The organism is Nostoc sp. FACHB-190 (assembly GCF_014696905.1).
Lineage (GTDB): Bacteria > Cyanobacteriota > Cyanobacteriia > Cyanobacteriales > Nostocaceae > Nostoc_B.
Map to the genome: position 1 here is coordinate 643028 of NZ_JACJQW010000001.1, position 14555 is coordinate 657582.

The window sequence follows — 14555 nt, forward strand, 5'->3', positions numbered from 1 at the left end:
ATTAATACTCCAGGTGTTCAGGAAGTGTTGTCACCTCAAACCAGTATTGGATCAATGTTTGCACATCTCGTTTTAGCTGCTCAAAATTAATCGGTTTAACGATGTAGCTGTTAACTCCGTAGCGGTAACAATCTTCGATATCTTTGGGGTTATTGGAGGTGGTAAATACCACAACCGGAACGGTCTTTAGATTATCATCCTGCTTGATCTGGCGCAATACTTCTCGGCCATCGGTTCCCGGCAGATTTAAATCCAAGACAATCAAGCCCGGAGAAAAGCAGATGTCGCTATAGTTACCAGTACGATGCAGAAAAGCCAAGGCTTGCTCTCCATTGACGCATCGCTGAATCGGTACTTGAATGGGCGATCGCTCCAACAATCTTTGCAGGGCTTCAAAGTCTTCGTTGCTGTCTTCCACCACTAACAGCAGGGGTATGGGCGCAGTTCTCATTGTCTTCAATTGATTGCCTCTGCTGTTAATGTAAAGTAAAATGTACTACCTTGCTTGGGTGTAGATTCTACCCAAATCCTCCCGCCGTGGCGTTCCACAATTTTGCGAGCAATGGTTAAGCCTGCACCAGTTCCACCGCCAAATTCATCTCGTCCATGTAAGCGGCGAAAGATTTGAAAGATTTTGTCGAGGTGCTTTTCTAAAATGCCAATGCCATTATCACGCACATAGAAAATTGGCTGTTGGGAGGTGTCTTCCTGGGGAATATAGCCAATTTCTACCCATTTTTGGGCTTTATCGTTGTACTTCATGGCATTGCTGATTAAGTTTGTGAATAATTCATTTACCTGGGCGCGATCGCATTCTATACTGGGCAGAGTTTGGGGAAGCCGAAATTCTATTTCACTTTGTGGGCGGGTAATGCTGAGGGTATGAATTACCTGCTGGACTAAATCATTCAGGTTGACTGGTTGGCGCATCAGTTCCGCCCGTCCCAACCGCGAAAAATGCAGCAGAGAATTAATTAAATCTTCCATACGCTGGGTTAAGCGCACCAGGGTTTGTAGTTTCGCCACCCCATCACCCTTGAGCGTTTCGGCATAATCTTCCATTAAGAAATTAGCGTAGTTATGAATCCCGCGCAGTGGTTCCTTCAAATCGTGGGAAGCAATATAAGCAAAAGAATCAAGTTCTTCGTTGCTGCGTTGTAATTCAAAATTCATAGAGGCGAGTTCATCGGCTTGTCGTAAGACAACACCGACAATTAAACTTCGCAGTTCGGTAACGGCGGCAATTTCGCTGGGTTTCCAAGGTAAAGCGCAACCCCGCACCGTTTCTTGCCACAACTCGAAAGATTTGCGTGGTGACATTCGCAAACTGCCATCAGATAATACTTCCACAGGTTTGTGCGGATTGCCACCCCAGTTGACAGTTTCGATTACTTCTGGGCGAAACCAAATCAAGTAATTGTGTTGTACCCGTGAAATTTCCAAAGCTAACACACCACTAGCGATCGCGCGGAATGACTCGCTTGGGGGATAATCTTGAGAGAGCGATCGCGTTGCAAATAAACTATGATGTAGCCGTGGTTTCATCCAGTTCAGTAAAGCATTTACCTCTGCCTCTGATGGCACTTCACCCACAGGGATAAATTGATTACCACTGCAAATTACTGCCCCTGTAGCATTCACCAAATTCAGTAATTGAGATTGTAACTGCACCATCCCATGCAAAAAATACTTAGACTGGGACAAAGCCTCCACAAATTGAGTTTGTAAGGACTTCAACTGCATTTTGTAGTCAATATCTTCACTGGCTTCTTTGTTTGCCAGTTCCACAGACATTACCTGCCCAATAAATTCGCAAATGGTACGGATATTGTAAGGAATATATTTAGGTGATGAATGATGACAGGCAATTAATCCCCAAAGCTGCTGATTTTGCAACAAAGAAATAGACATTGAAGCTGTCACATTCATATTATGTAAGTACTCCAAATGAATTGGAGACACACTCCGCAACACAGACAAACTTAAATCGAGTGGTTGATTTGTCAGAGGATTATTATGAGGAATTAACGGTGCAGGTTGGTAGTTAACATCAGGAATTAACCGCAGCCAATTGAGGGTGTAAAGATGTCGGGCTTGCTTGGGAATATCCGAAGATGGGTAGTGTAAATCTAGATAAGGAATTGCTAAATCAGTATCTTCAGCAATCACACAACCTGCACCTTCCCCATCAAATTGATAAATCATCACCCGCTCAAAGCCAGTAATCCGCCGCACTTCTTGAACAACAACTTGGCACATTTCTCGTAGTGTGACAGATTTTTGCATCCGGGTAATTGTGCATTTTACCTGATGATAAAAATCAACAAAATCAGCTTTTTGGTTAACTTTTTTCGGCTCTAATTCCAAAAGAATTACTGTGTCTGAGTGGTGGATAATGCCATCAAAGTACCGCAATTTATTGCCATGCTTAATTGATAAATCCAGGGGATTAATTGTCTCGAAATCTGCGGTGAGGCATTGCTGAATTTTTTGAATTTGCTTGGTATCAAATAAAACTGATAAATGTTTGCCTAAAAGTGCCTCTGGTGGATGACCAATGATTTTTTCAGTGTTATCACTAACTTGGATAATTTCGAGGTGAGCATCTTGCAAAACCAGCAAAACTCCGTGAGGCTGAATTAAACCTGGAATGTGAATCGGCTCGCGATCGCAATTTGTTAAATCTATTATTTCATCAGCCATACACTAACCACCCAACTCCAGCCACTGCCCGTAACTGATCTCCGTAATCTCCCTTATTGTAATTTTAGATTTTAGATTTTAGATTTTGGATTTTGCATTAATTCGTTGAACTCACGTTGTAGTTAGCAGAAATATTGTCAACACTTCCATTTCCTGAATTTATGCCCCAGAAACTAGCATTACCAATATTCACACTTTTATTTGGACTGGCTATTATTCAAGCAGTCGGCTGCACAACTGATAAAAATAACTCCGCAGTTGTCGCCCAAACTTCCCCCAAACCAGCACCCCAAGAAATCATCCAACCAGGAGAAGTCCGCGCCTTACCCGGTAAGTTAGATACCATCCCGGTGTTTAACAGTAACAGCCCCGAATGGATTAAAAACGAAGGGATTTTACTTTCTACCTTTCCCGCTAATAATAAAAAAGTCCCCGCCGCCCACCTCAATTTTCCCTTTCAGGGACGCTTCGATTTATTTGCCCATCATTACACCCACACGCCCAAAGATTTACAAACTCTCTATATCGGTGTCATACTCCAAAATCCTAGTAAAAAACCTGTGACAGTTAATGTCTTGCAGGGCGCAAGTTATTTAATGCAGGATGCGCCCTTTGTGACCTTAGCGCCTTACCTAGAAAATAATGATGGCAAGGTTTATTCTGGCCCAGGGGCGAGGGCTGTCAGTGATGTGTTGCGGGGTGTGCGTCAAGCAGATTTCCCCGCCAGGTTCGTCATTCCTCCTGGTGGTAGCCGGATGTTATTAAATCATCCAATTCCTGTGAGAAATTTAGCCAAGCCTGTGAATGGTCGTTCTAGTTTTTTGCGCTTGCAGAGTAGCGGTAAAGTATACGCGGCTAGTTTGGCGATGTTTGCTAAAAAAAATGCTGATAATTCTGACCGTGCGCCAACTTTAAGTGAATGGCAAGCTTTATTAAACAATGGCAGTTTTGCCGGGCCGAGAGATAAAACCCCAACCCCACCCAATGCTACTAGCGGTTCTCTTATTTACGGACGTGTGGCTGGTGTTTCTCAAGGTTCCCAATGGCAAGCTAACTTGGTAGATAATCCCAAAGCCCAGTATTTAACTATTCCTGAACGCGGTAAAGGTATTTCCTATCCTTTAGTTACTCTCCGGGGCGGTCGATTGGGTACTGACCAAATCCAAACAGCTAAAATGTTGGTGCGCTATCCTGATACCGCCTACGAAGCACACGGTAATTATGGGGTGGAATATAACCTGAGTTTGCCGTTAAAAAATCAGACAAACCAAACTCAAAAAGTCACCGTCACCCTAGAAACACCTTTAAAAGAAGACAAGTTATCTCAAGGTGGCATTCGTTTCCGCAAACCATCACTTGATTTTCCCTTCTTTCGCGGGACAGTACGACTGCGTTATGTTGATGACCAAGGACAAAAGAAAACGCGGTATGTGCATTTATGGCACAGAACTGGCCAGGTTTTAGAACCATTGGTGCAGTTTGTTCTCCCACCCGCCAGCCAAAGAAATCTACAAGTAGACGTGATTTATCCACCAGACTCAACACCACCGCAGGTTTTGACTGTCCGAACTTTAGAGTAGTAATCAAAATTACTCATCCCCGAATTTCTCACGTTTGGGGAGAGGGGAGTATAGAGAGAGGGGGAAGTGTGGGGAGAGAGGGGAGTGTGGGGGGAAAGATTTCTTCACCATCCTCCCACACCTCCCACACCCCTTCTCCCCACTCCCTACTCCCTTTGAATGCCAATTTACCAGTTCCGCCAGCCGCCTTTTGTTGGTACTTCACCAGAACTTTTCAACCCATGAGTTTGCAGTAAAGTTTGATATTCTTGACTACTCGCCCAACGGTCAATTTCTCTGGCGCGTAGCACTGGTACGGGATGGCTTAATTGGGCTGTGCGGGCGACTTTCACCATTTCGCCCAATTCTGTTTTACTAATTTCATCATAAGCACGGGCTTGGGCAACAAAGGCATCGAGGTTGAGTTGCGGTGCAAGTGTGGGCGAACCACCAGCCAGTTTCATGAGTACAGACATAACCACCTTGGGGTTTTGGGTGGCTAGTAAAGCGGCGCGATCGCAGGTAAACTCAGCACAACGTACCCATTCTAAAAGTTGTGTTTGGATGGCTTGCGCCAAAAAGTTCCCCACATTCGGCACAATTGCTGCCGCTAATACCAGTAAATTTACAGGCGTTAAATAAACACTATGGTCGCATTTTAGATGCCCTAACTCATGGGCAATTACCGCCTGAATTTCTTCTGGTGTGAGGATATCTATCAAGGAAGTATGCAACACCACAAAAGGTTGTTTACCCCGCATCGCAAAAGTATAAGCGTTGGGTGCTGGATGTTGTCGGACGTATAATTGCGGCGGTTCAATATCTAAAACTTTGCAAGCTTCTAATAATAATTTATGTAAATCTGGCAGTTGATTTTCACTGACTAAAACACTAGAAGCAATATTTTCTACATAAAAAATCTGCTCCGCCATTGGCCCCAGCCAATTTCGCACCATCAAATCAATACCAGGTATTTGTTTGAGAGCTTTGGTAGATTCCAAGTCTAAGGGATGACGAAAGGAGTCAGCTTTTAAACCAATTAGCGGAGTTTTAATGAATGACATGATATAGCCAGCTTGAACACAAAGACTGTAAAAACTTGGCTGCTAATTTAACAGCCATCCACAAGCTAGTATAACGATTCATTCGGTGGAAGAAGGGGGTAAGTGTGGGAGGGGTGGGAGGGGTGGGAGGTGTGGGAGGATGGTGAAGAAATCTTTCCCCCCACACTCCCCTCTCTCCCCACACTCCCCACACTCCCCCCTCTCTCTACACTCCCCTCTAATTAGCAATTGTGACCGGGGGAGTGCTGCCATTAGAAGTCACCCCAGGGGTTGAGACTTCGTTGACGCGCTTGATTTTAGCTCCCAATTGCTGCAACTTGATATCAAGACGATCATAACCGCGATCGAGGTGATGCAAGCCTTGGAAAGTGGTTTGTCCATCAGCCGCCAAGCCAGCTAAGACGAGGGCTGCTGATGCCCGTAAGTCTGTACCAATAACAGGCGCACCCGATAAATTAGGGACTCCGCGCACAAAAGCTGCATTACCTTTAACGCGAATATCTGCACCCAAGCGGTTTAACTCGGAAGCATGGCGCAAGCGATTTTCAAACACAGACTCGTTAATGATGCTGTCACCTTCTGCTAAGGTGAGCAACGCCATGAACGGTGCTTGCATATCTGTGGGGAAACCAGGATGGGGCAAGGTTTCAATATATGTCGCCTTGAGAGTTTCCGCAGGTAGTATTCGCAAGCAGTCTGGGGCTTCTTCAATAATCTGCACACCGATTTCCCGCAGTTTGGCAATTACGGGAATTAAATGGTCGGGTACAACTGGAGATAATAAGATGTCCGAACGTGTAATTGCACCAGCTACCAAAAAGGTGCCGGTTTCAATGCGATCGGGGATAATGCTGTAGTCAACAGAATGCAATTGCGGGACACCTTCAATGGTGATGACACTAGTACCAGCACCGTGAATTTTGGCTCCCATTGCGTTACAGAAATTCGCTAAATCTGCAACTTCTGGCTCACGCGCCGCATTTTCGATGATCGTTTCGCCATCAGCCAGGGTAGCCGCCATCATCAATGTTTCTGTTGCGCCGACGCTGGGAGTGTCGAGGTAAATTTTGGCTCCTTTTAATCTGCCACCATTGGGAACATAAGCATTACAAATGCCATGTTCAATCTGCACCTCGGCTCCCATTGCTTGCAGTCCCCGGACATGCAAGTCAACTGGTCGAGCGCCAATTGCACAGCCACCTGGTAAGGGCATTTGTGCCACCCCTAGCCGAGCCAGAATAGAACCGATCGCAAAAAAACTGGCTCGTAGCTGAGTCACGAGTTCGTAGGGAGCTTTAGATGTAGTGATATTACTGGCGTTAATGTCTAAAATATCGCCTTGGCGTGAAACCTTTACACCTAAAGCTGATAAAACTTGTCCCATTTTTTCGACATCCGCCAACAAGGGAACATTGCGGATGTGACAATCTCCAGAACAGAGCAATGCTCCAGCCATGATTACCAGTGCTGAATTTTTTGCCCCGCTAATTTTGACATGACCGTGCAAACGATGCCCACCGAAAATTTGCAAGACTGAGGAGTCTGCTTGAGGTGCAAGCTTGGCATCTGGTAAGCTGGTAGAAGGATTAATAAGCCTACCTCCAAAAATAATACTTAATTTTCAAGGGTTGAAGTTGGTTTTGATTCTACAGTAAAGATTTCATTTGTCTACATTTTGGATTAATCAATATATTTTTTGGCTCGTGAGTTGAGGGCAAAAAATAACGGTAATTAATCTCAGATGTAATGGTAAATTTCAATACTTAGTAGACTATAGGCGCTGTTTTTTTAGGGATGGTCTTTGAGTTGTAGGAAACTCAACCACTCATCATAGTTCCCAATCTGGAATTTAAAATATCTACGATACAGATATTTTGAATATAAGTTGACAAAAATAAATAATTGAGTAACAATTAGAAATTGTCGATTAAAAAACGAATGTCACGCGGAACTGGCGGAATTGGCAGACGCGCTAGATTCAGGTTCTAGTGCCGCAAGGCTTCCGGGTTCAAGTCCCGGGTTCCGCATTTTAGAGTAAAAAGTGCTAAGTGCTGAGTAAAATCAAAGCTCCACTACTAGCAAATTATTAGCAAATGTTAACTAGTTTACAAAACCCTCTCGTTAAGCAAATTCGCAAGCTGCACTCTACTAAGGAGCGTCACAAGCAGGAGTTGTTTTTGTTGGAAGGGACGCATTTGTTAGAAGAAGCTTGTACGGTAAATTATCCCTTAGAAACGGTGTGTTGTACACCAGACTGGCAAGCGGCTCATGCTTCCTTGTGGGAGAGGTTATGTAGTAGTTGTGAAAGGGCAGAAATTGTCAGCGAGGAAGTTTTAGGAGCGATCGCTACTACAATACAACCAGATGGTGTAGTCGCCACAGCCAAACGCAGCGAGTCCATCAATCAAGTCCCCTTTGATGGCATTGTTTTAGCTTTAGAAACCATCCAAGACCCTGGGAATTTAGGTACGATTATTCGCACGGCGGCTGCGGCTGGTGCATCGGGATTATGGTTGACTGGTGATAGTGTAGATTTAGATAATCCCAAAGTGTTGCGTGCTAGTGCTGGACAATGGTTTCGCTTAAATATGGCAGTGAGTGAAGATTTATTAACCACAGTCCAGCAAAGTCAGCAGGCGGGAATGCAAGTGATAGCGACTTTGCCGACAGCAAAATTAACTTATTGGGAAATTGATTGGCACAAACCCAGTTTAATTTTATTGGGGAACGAAGGCGCAGGTTTATCGGCAGACTTGGCAAACATGGCAGATAAACAAGTCAATATTCCCCTGAGTCCTGGAGTCGAGTCTTTAAATGTGGCGATCGCAGCTGCTTTAATGTTATACGAAGCTCGGCGACAAATAACCACAAACTAAAGCAGCATCACTTTGTCTTTTCTTCCAGATATTGTTCAATATCAGCCACCGCATCCTCAAAAGCAGCTAAATCAATTTCTGTTAAATCATCAGCTAGTTCAATATCGATTGGTTCTTCAATCTGGGTTTCGTCGTCTTCAGTCAGACCTTGCTGTAGAATACCTTCCAACTGGTTGAGAGATTGTTCAAACTCTTGATTAGCGGCGCGGCGCTGTTGATGATCATTTTGCTCCATCATACTGACTGAAAAATATTGATTTACTAACTTTAGTTTTAAATTGCAATTCCTACAAATCTCTATTTTGCATATATACAACCTTGATGGCTATCTGCTGTATCTACTTTACACATTTAGCACTTAAGTATGAATCCGCAAAATCAAGGGATTAGGCGATCGTGTTGTGTTGCTAGAGTAGATGACACAATCCTCCAGCGATCGCCCTTTCAACCCCATTATTCCCCTTCTGAATGCAAAGTTTTCAGTAAAATCGTAATACAAACATCTAAACCTGTTATGAAAACTGATTTTGTGATTGACGAAAAGCTGATAGATGAAGCAATTAGAGTCACTGGGCTGAAGACGGCACAAGAAGTAATTGAACTTGGGTTGAAGACACTGATTAAACTAAAGCAGCAAGAAAAAATCAAGGCTTATCGAGGTAATCTCAAATGGGAAGGCAACCTTGATGAGAGTAAAACAAAAACAATATAAGGATTTCAACTTAGAACCTAAAACTCTGAGTAAAAAGGTCAAGCGATCGCCTTCACAACTCCATCATTCCACCTCAGAACACGAAACTTCGAGCTTGAAACTACACTCTTGCGCTCTTCTTTGCGACTTTGCGCCTTTGCGCGAGATAAAAAAAGATATGGGACTCAATATGATTGTTCTGAGGGGAGGCGATCGCGCAACTCTGCTAAATTTTTACGTACAGTAATAGTATTTGAATTATTTTCACCTAAGCCTCGTTCTAGAATATCTAAAGCTTGGATGAAAAGGGGTTCAGCTTCGCTGTATCTGCCTTGAGATTTATAGAGTAACCCTAGGTTATTGAGGCTAGAGGCGACATTGGAATGTTCTTTACCCAACAGCTTGCGCCTAAGTGCCAAAGCTTTAATGTAAAGTGGTTCGGCTTTGCTGTATTCGCCTTGGGAGTGATAGAGATGCGCTAAGTTGTTGAGGCTTTGTGCAAACTCTGGATGTTCCTCTCCCAGCAGCTCGCGCCTGAGTGCCAAAGCTGTGATGCACATTGGTTCGGCTTCGCTGTATTTGCCTTGGGAAGAGTAGAGTGTCGCTAGGTTGTTGAGACTAGAGGCGACATCGGGATGTTCTTTTCCCAATAGCTTGCGTCTAAGTGCCAAAGCTTGGATGTAAAGAGGTTCGGCTTCGCTATATCTGTCTTGGGAATAGTAGAGTCCCGCTAGATTGTGAAGGCTAGAGGCGACATCAGGATGTTCTTCACCTAGCAGCTTGCGCCTGAGTGCCAAAGCTTGGATGTAAAGGGGTTCAGCTTCGCTGTATCTGCCTTGAGAGTGGTAAAGATTAGCTAGGTTACTGAGGCTAGAAGCGACATTGGAATGTTCTTCACCCAGCAGTTTGCGCCTGAGTGCCAAAGCTTGGATAAAAAGGGGTTCGGCTTCGCTATATCTGCCTTGGGAGTTGTAGAGTAACGCCAGATTATTGAGACTAAGTGCCACATCAGGATGTTCTTCACCCAACAGCTTGCGTCTGAGTGCCAAGGCTTGGATAAAAAGAGGTTCAGCCTCGCTGTATCTGCCTTGGGAGTTGTAGAGTAACGCTAGCTTGGTGATACTACTGGATAAGTCCTTTTCTAAAGCTAACTCTTTTTGCAGTTCAACAGCCTTGCTCAAATATTCAATTCCTAATTCTTGCTCTTTTTTGTAATCTTGAAACTCACCTCGTTCAAGTCTTTTTCTATAAATTTCTCCTAAACTAAAGTACAAAGTTGCTAAAGTTGCATCTTTAACACCTCGCTTTTCTGCATTCTGAATAAATCCTTGCAAATCTTCTATGGGTAATAAATAGGGATTCTCATCATCCAACCCGGAAAACTCATTGCCACTGAAAGCAAAACGAATTGGTTCCAATTCTCTACCAGAAATTGTATTTTTCTTTCTAGACACAAAGTGAAAAACACCATTACGCCAACTCCAAAAATCAGGAGCTTTCTTTATCAAATTAACTAAAATCTGATTAGTTACCCACAAGACAATCGCAAAAGGAAATTCCCTCAACCCTTCCCTAGTCCACTGCAAATAACCGAAAAAAATCTCTTGTTCTGAACGTTCCTGTCCCAGTTTTAGAAAATAAAGCTGTTCTATCCCTGTGACTGTAATTACTGCTGGGTTATGTTGCTGCAAATACTTTTCACTTTCTACTAGTTGAGCAACAGCAGCCCTTAAACTCGGTTCACCCCTTGCCAATGTCACCCGATAAGGACGGATTTCCCTCTGTAATTCAGATTCATACTGAGCAATAATTTCATCCCGAAAACTAGCATCATCACAAACAGCAATTAGCAAATTTAACTGATGTGCTTTAGCCTCTATAGAAACAATTAAATCATCATAAACATCTCGATTTTTTGCATCTTCAAATAGTTCATTAACTGTCATTTATCAACCCCCGGTCTCTTAAGAGTTCTACAACTATTGGGTGAACATCGTACCAGTTCTTGCGGTTGCGATATTCCAAAATATAAAGTCCGTGGAGCAAATCTAAAAACTCAGAATCTCTCGGATCATCGGGCATAAAGTTGTTATAAGTAGTTTGCAAGATGCCATAATCCAGTTTCCCCAAAGGCACAGCAAAATCATTACGGATATTATTAACCGCCTCATCTAAAATTTGCTCATCAATCACCACAGCTTGTCCAGGTTTACGCCTAATTAATCGCAGACAAATGCGGCAGCATTCATTAGCAATTCTTACTAACTCTCGCAACACACCACCGCTATTTAAAACAATCTTTTCTGCCGTTTGTTTTTCTATAAGTTCAGATGCGATTCGTTTTTGTAAGATTTCACATAAAATATTCTCTGCTTGCGGTCGAGGCTTTGCACCAACCTGACGACTTTGCCCTTGTTCAAATAACTTTAATACAGGCATAACTACAACTTGATCATTAGTTTCCGTCTCAATCAGTCGTCTGAGAAACTTATCTCGTAAAACAGCAATAGGTAGTGTATAAATAATTCTAAAATTTGGTTGACATAAAGTTTTAATATTGTCTCTATATATGTCATTTACCCTTTCCAGTTCCAATTTATCTAAATCATCAATAATCACTAAAACATCTTGTTTAGTAGCTACATGAATAACGGCAGCTATTTCATTAATCCGAGCAATTAAATCAGAAATTTTTCTCTCAAACTCTTGCTTAATTTCATAGCGAACAGCCGCATCAGCCTTTAACTTATTACTAATCAACTTGAGCAAATCAAACCCAAGTGAAGTTTCAGCTTCAATATTAAATTCTTCCGTCTTAGTCCGAGTAGCAAACCACTTATAAAAAGCATTTTTCGCAGACTTAGGAATTTCGACTCTACGGGCTTCTGCCTCATACATTAAATTAACAGCGATCGCAAATAAAATATTGATGTGATTAACATCTGACATTTCAATTGTGTCGGAAATCGAAAATAAAACTACAAAATAACGGTTTTGTGTTCTTCTACTAAACTCAGCCAACAAAGTAGACTTACCACAACCACGATGTCCGGTAAAAATAATCTTGCCATCACCATTAGGACTATCTTCGACTAACTGCTCTAATTCCTCAATTACCTCATCACCATAATTCACCCTAAATCTATCTAAATCTTTTGTCTCAATGAGTGGTAATAACTCTAAATTTCTATAAGCTTGCTGAAAAGACTTTAATAATTCATCAGACATAAGACATCACTGCATAACTTAACTATTCATATCATCACCCATCCACCCAAAACTAGAACATATCCCTCTACGAAACTCTGTCTTGAAAAGTTTGCTCAACGGGGGGAACCCCCGCACGCAACTTTTCGCTGCGCCAACCTCCCCATTCCTCCGCGTTTAAAAAACATTACCCTCCTCCGTCACCGGAGAAGGGTTAAGAATGAGACATCAAAATTCTCACCAACTGAAACTCAGCACTACCTAATAAGCGTCTTGCAACTCGTAAAAATCAGGCGAGACGTAATCTTTCCGCAAAGGCCAGCCCACCCAATCTTCTGGCATTAAAATCCGCTTCAGGTTGGGATGTCCTTCGTAGACTATGCCGAACATATCGTAGGTTTCGCGTTCTTGCCAGTCTGCGGTTTTCCAAATCCAGTAAACTGAAGGGATTCGGGGATTTTCTCTGGGGAGGAATACCTTAACTCGCACTTCTTCCGGTTTATCAGCATTATCACCAACTTTGACTAAGTGATACACACTGACTAAATCCTGTCCTGGGCCAAGGTCAATACCCGATTGAAACTGGAGATAGTTAAACCCATAAGCATACAAAGCTGTAGCAATGGGGAGTAAAAATTCTGGCCCGACTTTAATAATCTCTACACCATTTTTATCCGGCGCTAAAGATTCATGATCAAAGCCATTTTCTGCTAACCATTGCGAAATCGGCCCAGCCGGCACTAAAGCATCTTGTCCTGCGGGAACTGGTTTAGATTCTTCATCAGCCACGGTTCAATTCCTCCTTGGTTTGAGAAGTTAGCAGCGCAGGTGGTACTGGTAAACCAATTGCTTCTGTTAATTCTTTGGGTGGAGTGAAGCGAGTTTCTGACTGCATATACTTGCCAGTTAAAATTTCTGCGACTGGCTTCAAGTTGTGAGTTGTACTGTAGAAGCGGTGGGTTTGCTTGATTTGAGCGCGTTCTTGCATGGAATCATTAGCAATTTTCTTCCGCAGCTTAATGATTGCATCAATAATCGCTTCGGGGCGGGGAGGACAACCAGGTAAATACACATCTACCGGAATTAACTTATCAACTCCGCGTACAGCTGTGGGAGAATCGACGCTGAACATCCCGCCAGTAATTGTACAAGCGCCCATCGCAATCACATATTTTGGCTCAGGCATTTGTTCATAAAGACGCACTAACTGGGGTGCCATCTTCATCGTGATTGTGCCGGCGGTAATAATCAAGTCAGCTTGACGGGGGCTGGAACGGGGAATTAAACCAAAGCGGTCAAAGTCAAACCGAGAGCCAATTAAAGCTGCAAACTCAATAAAGCAGCAAGCTGTCCCAAACAGCAAAGGCCAAAGACTTGAAAGCCTAGCCCAGTTGTAGAGGTCATCAACCGTTGTCAAGATAATATTTTCTGAAAGGTCTTGAGTGACTGTCGGACGCTCAATGGGGTTGATGATTTGCTCTTTGTTTTGGGTGCTTAAATCAGAATTCAAGACCATTCCAAAGCTCCTTTACGCCATGCGTAAACTAAAGCAATTACAAGAATTGCAATAAAAATTAGCGCCTCAATGAATGCTAATAGCCCTAAACGGTTGAAAGCAACCGCCCAAGGATACAAAAACACAGTTTCTACGTCAAAGACGACAAAAACCAGCGCAAACATATAGTAGCGAATGTTGAACTGAATCCAGGCTCCACCGATGGGTTCCATCCCAGATTCATAAGTTGTGCGGCGTTCCAGGCTGTTACCACTGGGTCTGAGAAGCTTGGAAGCAGAAAGCGCCAGGGCTGGCACTAGGCTACAGATAATTAAGAAGCCTAGGAAGTACTCGTAACCGCTAAGGACAAACACAATGAATTTCTACCGCTTATGGTGTAAATAACGCTGTTACTTTCTTTTACATTATATCTTTTCGAGTTTTCTGAAATCTGGGAAACAGACGGATTTCAGGTATTTGATTCGTTTGTATGAGTGATAGAAAAGTCTAACAGTTATGTCATAATTTTTAACGTATATTTAATAATTCCCCTCTGGGAGACCTTAGCCATGAGCGAACAAGCTGTTGAGACTCCAGCGTTAGACCGCTATGAGTGTCGCGCCTGCGGTTATGTTTATGAACCTGAGAAGGGAGATGATAAGCATGATATCCCTTCCGGGACACTGTTTACAGACTTGCCTGTAAACTGGCGTTGTCCAGTTTGTAGTGCTAAAAAAACTGCTTTTACCAATATTGGCCCGGCTGGTACAGCATCTGGTTTTAAAGAAAATCTGGGTTTTGGCTTGGGTGTGAACAAACTGACTCCAGGGCAGAAGAATATCTTAATTTTTGGGGCTTTGGCTCTGGCTTTCTTGTTCTTTATCAGTCTTTACGGCTTACAATAAGACCCGCTATCTTGCTTTACCGATTTTAGAGAGCGATCGCATCTCTTAAGGTAAA

Annotated in this window: 14 protein-coding genes and 1 tRNA gene; 5 read left to right on the forward strand and 10 right to left on the reverse strand. The window is 43.1% G+C overall.

All coding sequences use genetic code 11. The features are described from left to right. Position 1: 1 nt before the first annotated feature. Both H6G28_RS02830 and H6G28_RS02835 read right to left on the reverse strand, forming a co-directional pair. Positions 2-451, reverse strand: coding sequence for a response regulator (locus H6G28_RS02830; protein WP_190587935.1), 450 nt, complete (start codon positions 449-451; stop codon positions 2-4). Positions 452-456: 5 nt separating this feature from the next. Then, positions 457-2703: an ATP-binding protein gene (locus tag H6G28_RS02835; RefSeq protein WP_190668825.1), complete on the reverse strand. Its 2247-nt coding sequence runs from the start codon at positions 2701-2703 to the stop codon at positions 457-459. A 161-nt stretch (positions 2704-2864) separates the two neighbouring features. On the opposite strand from H6G28_RS02835, the gene H6G28_RS02840 reads away from it, so the two are divergent. Next, positions 2865-4283: a DUF3370 domain-containing protein gene (locus tag H6G28_RS02840; protein WP_190668827.1), complete on the forward strand. Its 1419-nt coding sequence runs from the start codon at positions 2865-2867 to the stop codon at positions 4281-4283. Between the two features lie 167 nt (positions 4284-4450). Here H6G28_RS02840 and H6G28_RS02845 read toward each other — a convergent pair whose 3' ends face one another. Together H6G28_RS02845 and murA are read right to left on the reverse strand one after the other, a co-directional pair. Continuing rightward, positions 4451-5326, reverse strand: a complete 876-nt coding sequence (locus tag H6G28_RS02845) for a M48 family metallopeptidase (protein ID WP_190587933.1) — start codon at positions 5324-5326, stop codon at positions 4451-4453. 217 nt (positions 5327-5543) lie between these two features. Then, a complete protein-coding gene (murA, locus tag H6G28_RS02850; protein WP_190588309.1) occupies positions 5544-6917 on the reverse strand; it encodes a UDP-N-acetylglucosamine 1-carboxyvinyltransferase in 1374 nt (457 codons plus the stop codon). A 354-nt stretch (positions 6918-7271) separates the two neighbouring features. On the opposite strand from murA, the gene H6G28_RS02855 reads away from it, so the two are divergent. Both H6G28_RS02855 and H6G28_RS02860 read left to right on the forward strand, forming a co-directional pair. After that, positions 7272-7353 (forward strand) — tRNA-Leu (locus H6G28_RS02855). Between the two features lie 66 nt (positions 7354-7419). Continuing rightward, entirely contained in the window at positions 7420-8202 is a 783-nt protein-coding gene (locus H6G28_RS02860) for a TrmH family RNA methyltransferase (RefSeq protein ID WP_190668829.1), read from the forward strand. Between the two features lie 7 nt (positions 8203-8209). Here H6G28_RS02860 and H6G28_RS02865 read toward each other — a convergent pair whose 3' ends face one another. After that, complete coding sequence (locus tag H6G28_RS02865; RefSeq protein ID WP_313888521.1) at positions 8210-8440, reverse strand: hypothetical protein; 231 nt, start codon at positions 8438-8440, stop codon at positions 8210-8212. Between the two features lie 126 nt (positions 8441-8566). Between H6G28_RS02865 and H6G28_RS36660 the strand changes: the two genes are divergently transcribed. After that, complete coding sequence (locus tag H6G28_RS36660) at positions 8567-8914, forward strand: type II toxin-antitoxin system VapB family antitoxin (protein ID WP_242054432.1); 348 nt, start codon at positions 8567-8569, stop codon at positions 8912-8914. Positions 8915-9078: 164 nt separating this feature from the next. Here H6G28_RS36660 and H6G28_RS02875 read toward each other — a convergent pair whose 3' ends face one another. From H6G28_RS02875 to ndhC, 5 genes are all read right to left on the reverse strand, one after another. Further along, entirely contained in the window at positions 9079-10839 is a 1761-nt protein-coding gene (locus H6G28_RS02875; protein WP_190668830.1) for a tetratricopeptide repeat protein, read from the reverse strand. Further along, a complete protein-coding gene (locus H6G28_RS02880; RefSeq protein ID WP_190668832.1) occupies positions 10829-12121 on the reverse strand; it encodes an ATP-binding protein in 1293 nt (430 codons plus the stop codon). The genes H6G28_RS02875 and H6G28_RS02880 overlap by 11 nt, the downstream gene beginning before the upstream one ends. Before the next feature lie 240 nt (positions 12122-12361). Next, the gene (locus H6G28_RS02885) at positions 12362-12889 is read right to left on the reverse strand and encodes an NAD(P)H-quinone oxidoreductase subunit J (protein ID WP_190668834.1); all 528 of its coding nucleotides are present in this window, start codon (positions 12887-12889) and stop codon (positions 12362-12364) included. Then, positions 12882-13616, reverse strand: coding sequence for a photosynthetic/respiratory NAD(P)H-quinone oxidoreductase subunit K (ndhK, locus tag H6G28_RS02890; RefSeq protein ID WP_062295764.1), 735 nt, complete (start codon positions 13614-13616; stop codon positions 12882-12884). The genes H6G28_RS02885 and ndhK overlap by 8 nt, the downstream gene beginning before the upstream one ends. Next, positions 13607-13969: a photosynthetic/respiratory NAD(P)H-quinone oxidoreductase subunit C gene (gene ndhC, locus H6G28_RS02895; RefSeq protein ID WP_190587926.1), complete on the reverse strand. Its 363-nt coding sequence runs from the start codon at positions 13967-13969 to the stop codon at positions 13607-13609. The genes ndhK and ndhC overlap by 10 nt, the downstream gene beginning before the upstream one ends. Positions 13970-14164: 195 nt before the next feature. On the opposite strand from ndhC, the gene H6G28_RS02900 reads away from it, so the two are divergent. Further along, a complete protein-coding gene (locus H6G28_RS02900) occupies positions 14165-14500 on the forward strand; it encodes a rubredoxin (RefSeq protein WP_062295768.1) in 336 nt (111 codons plus the stop codon). Positions 14501-14555 lie beyond the last annotated feature (55 nt).

Bases quoted from the DNA above. Each gene is read 5' to 3' on its own strand.
- H6G28_RS02830 (WP_190587935.1), bottom strand. From the start codon at position 451: ATGAGAACTGCGCCCATACCCCTGCTGTTAGTGGTGGAAGACAGCAAC.
- H6G28_RS02835 (WP_190668825.1), bottom strand. From the start codon at position 2,703: ATGGCTGATGAAATAATAGATTTAACAAATTGCGATCGCGAGCCGATT.
- H6G28_RS02840 (WP_190668827.1), top strand. From the start codon at position 2,865: ATGCCCCAGAAACTAGCATTACCAATATTCACACTTTTATTTGGACTG.
- H6G28_RS02845 (WP_190587933.1), bottom strand. From the start codon at position 5,326: ATGTCATTCATTAAAACTCCGCTAATTGGTTTAAAAGCTGACTCCTTT.
- H6G28_RS02860 (WP_190668829.1), top strand. From the start codon at position 7,420: ATGTTAACTAGTTTACAAAACCCTCTCGTTAAGCAAATTCGCAAGCTG.
- H6G28_RS02865 (WP_313888521.1), bottom strand. From the start codon at position 8,440: ATGATGGAGCAAAATGATCATCAACAGCGCCGCGCCGCTAATCAAGAG.
- H6G28_RS36660 (WP_242054432.1), top strand. From the start codon at position 8,567: ATGAATCCGCAAAATCAAGGGATTAGGCGATCGTGTTGTGTTGCTAGA.
- H6G28_RS02875 (WP_190668830.1), bottom strand. From the start codon at position 10,839: ATGACAGTTAATGAACTATTTGAAGATGCAAAAAATCGAGATGTTTAT.
- H6G28_RS02880 (WP_190668832.1), bottom strand. From the start codon at position 12,121: ATGTCTGATGAATTATTAAAGTCTTTTCAGCAAGCTTATAGAAATTTA.
- ndhK (WP_062295764.1), bottom strand. From the start codon at position 13,616: ATGGTCTTGAATTCTGATTTAAGCACCCAAAACAAAGAGCAAATCATC.
- H6G28_RS02900 (WP_062295768.1), top strand. From the start codon at position 14,165: ATGAGCGAACAAGCTGTTGAGACTCCAGCGTTAGACCGCTATGAGTGT.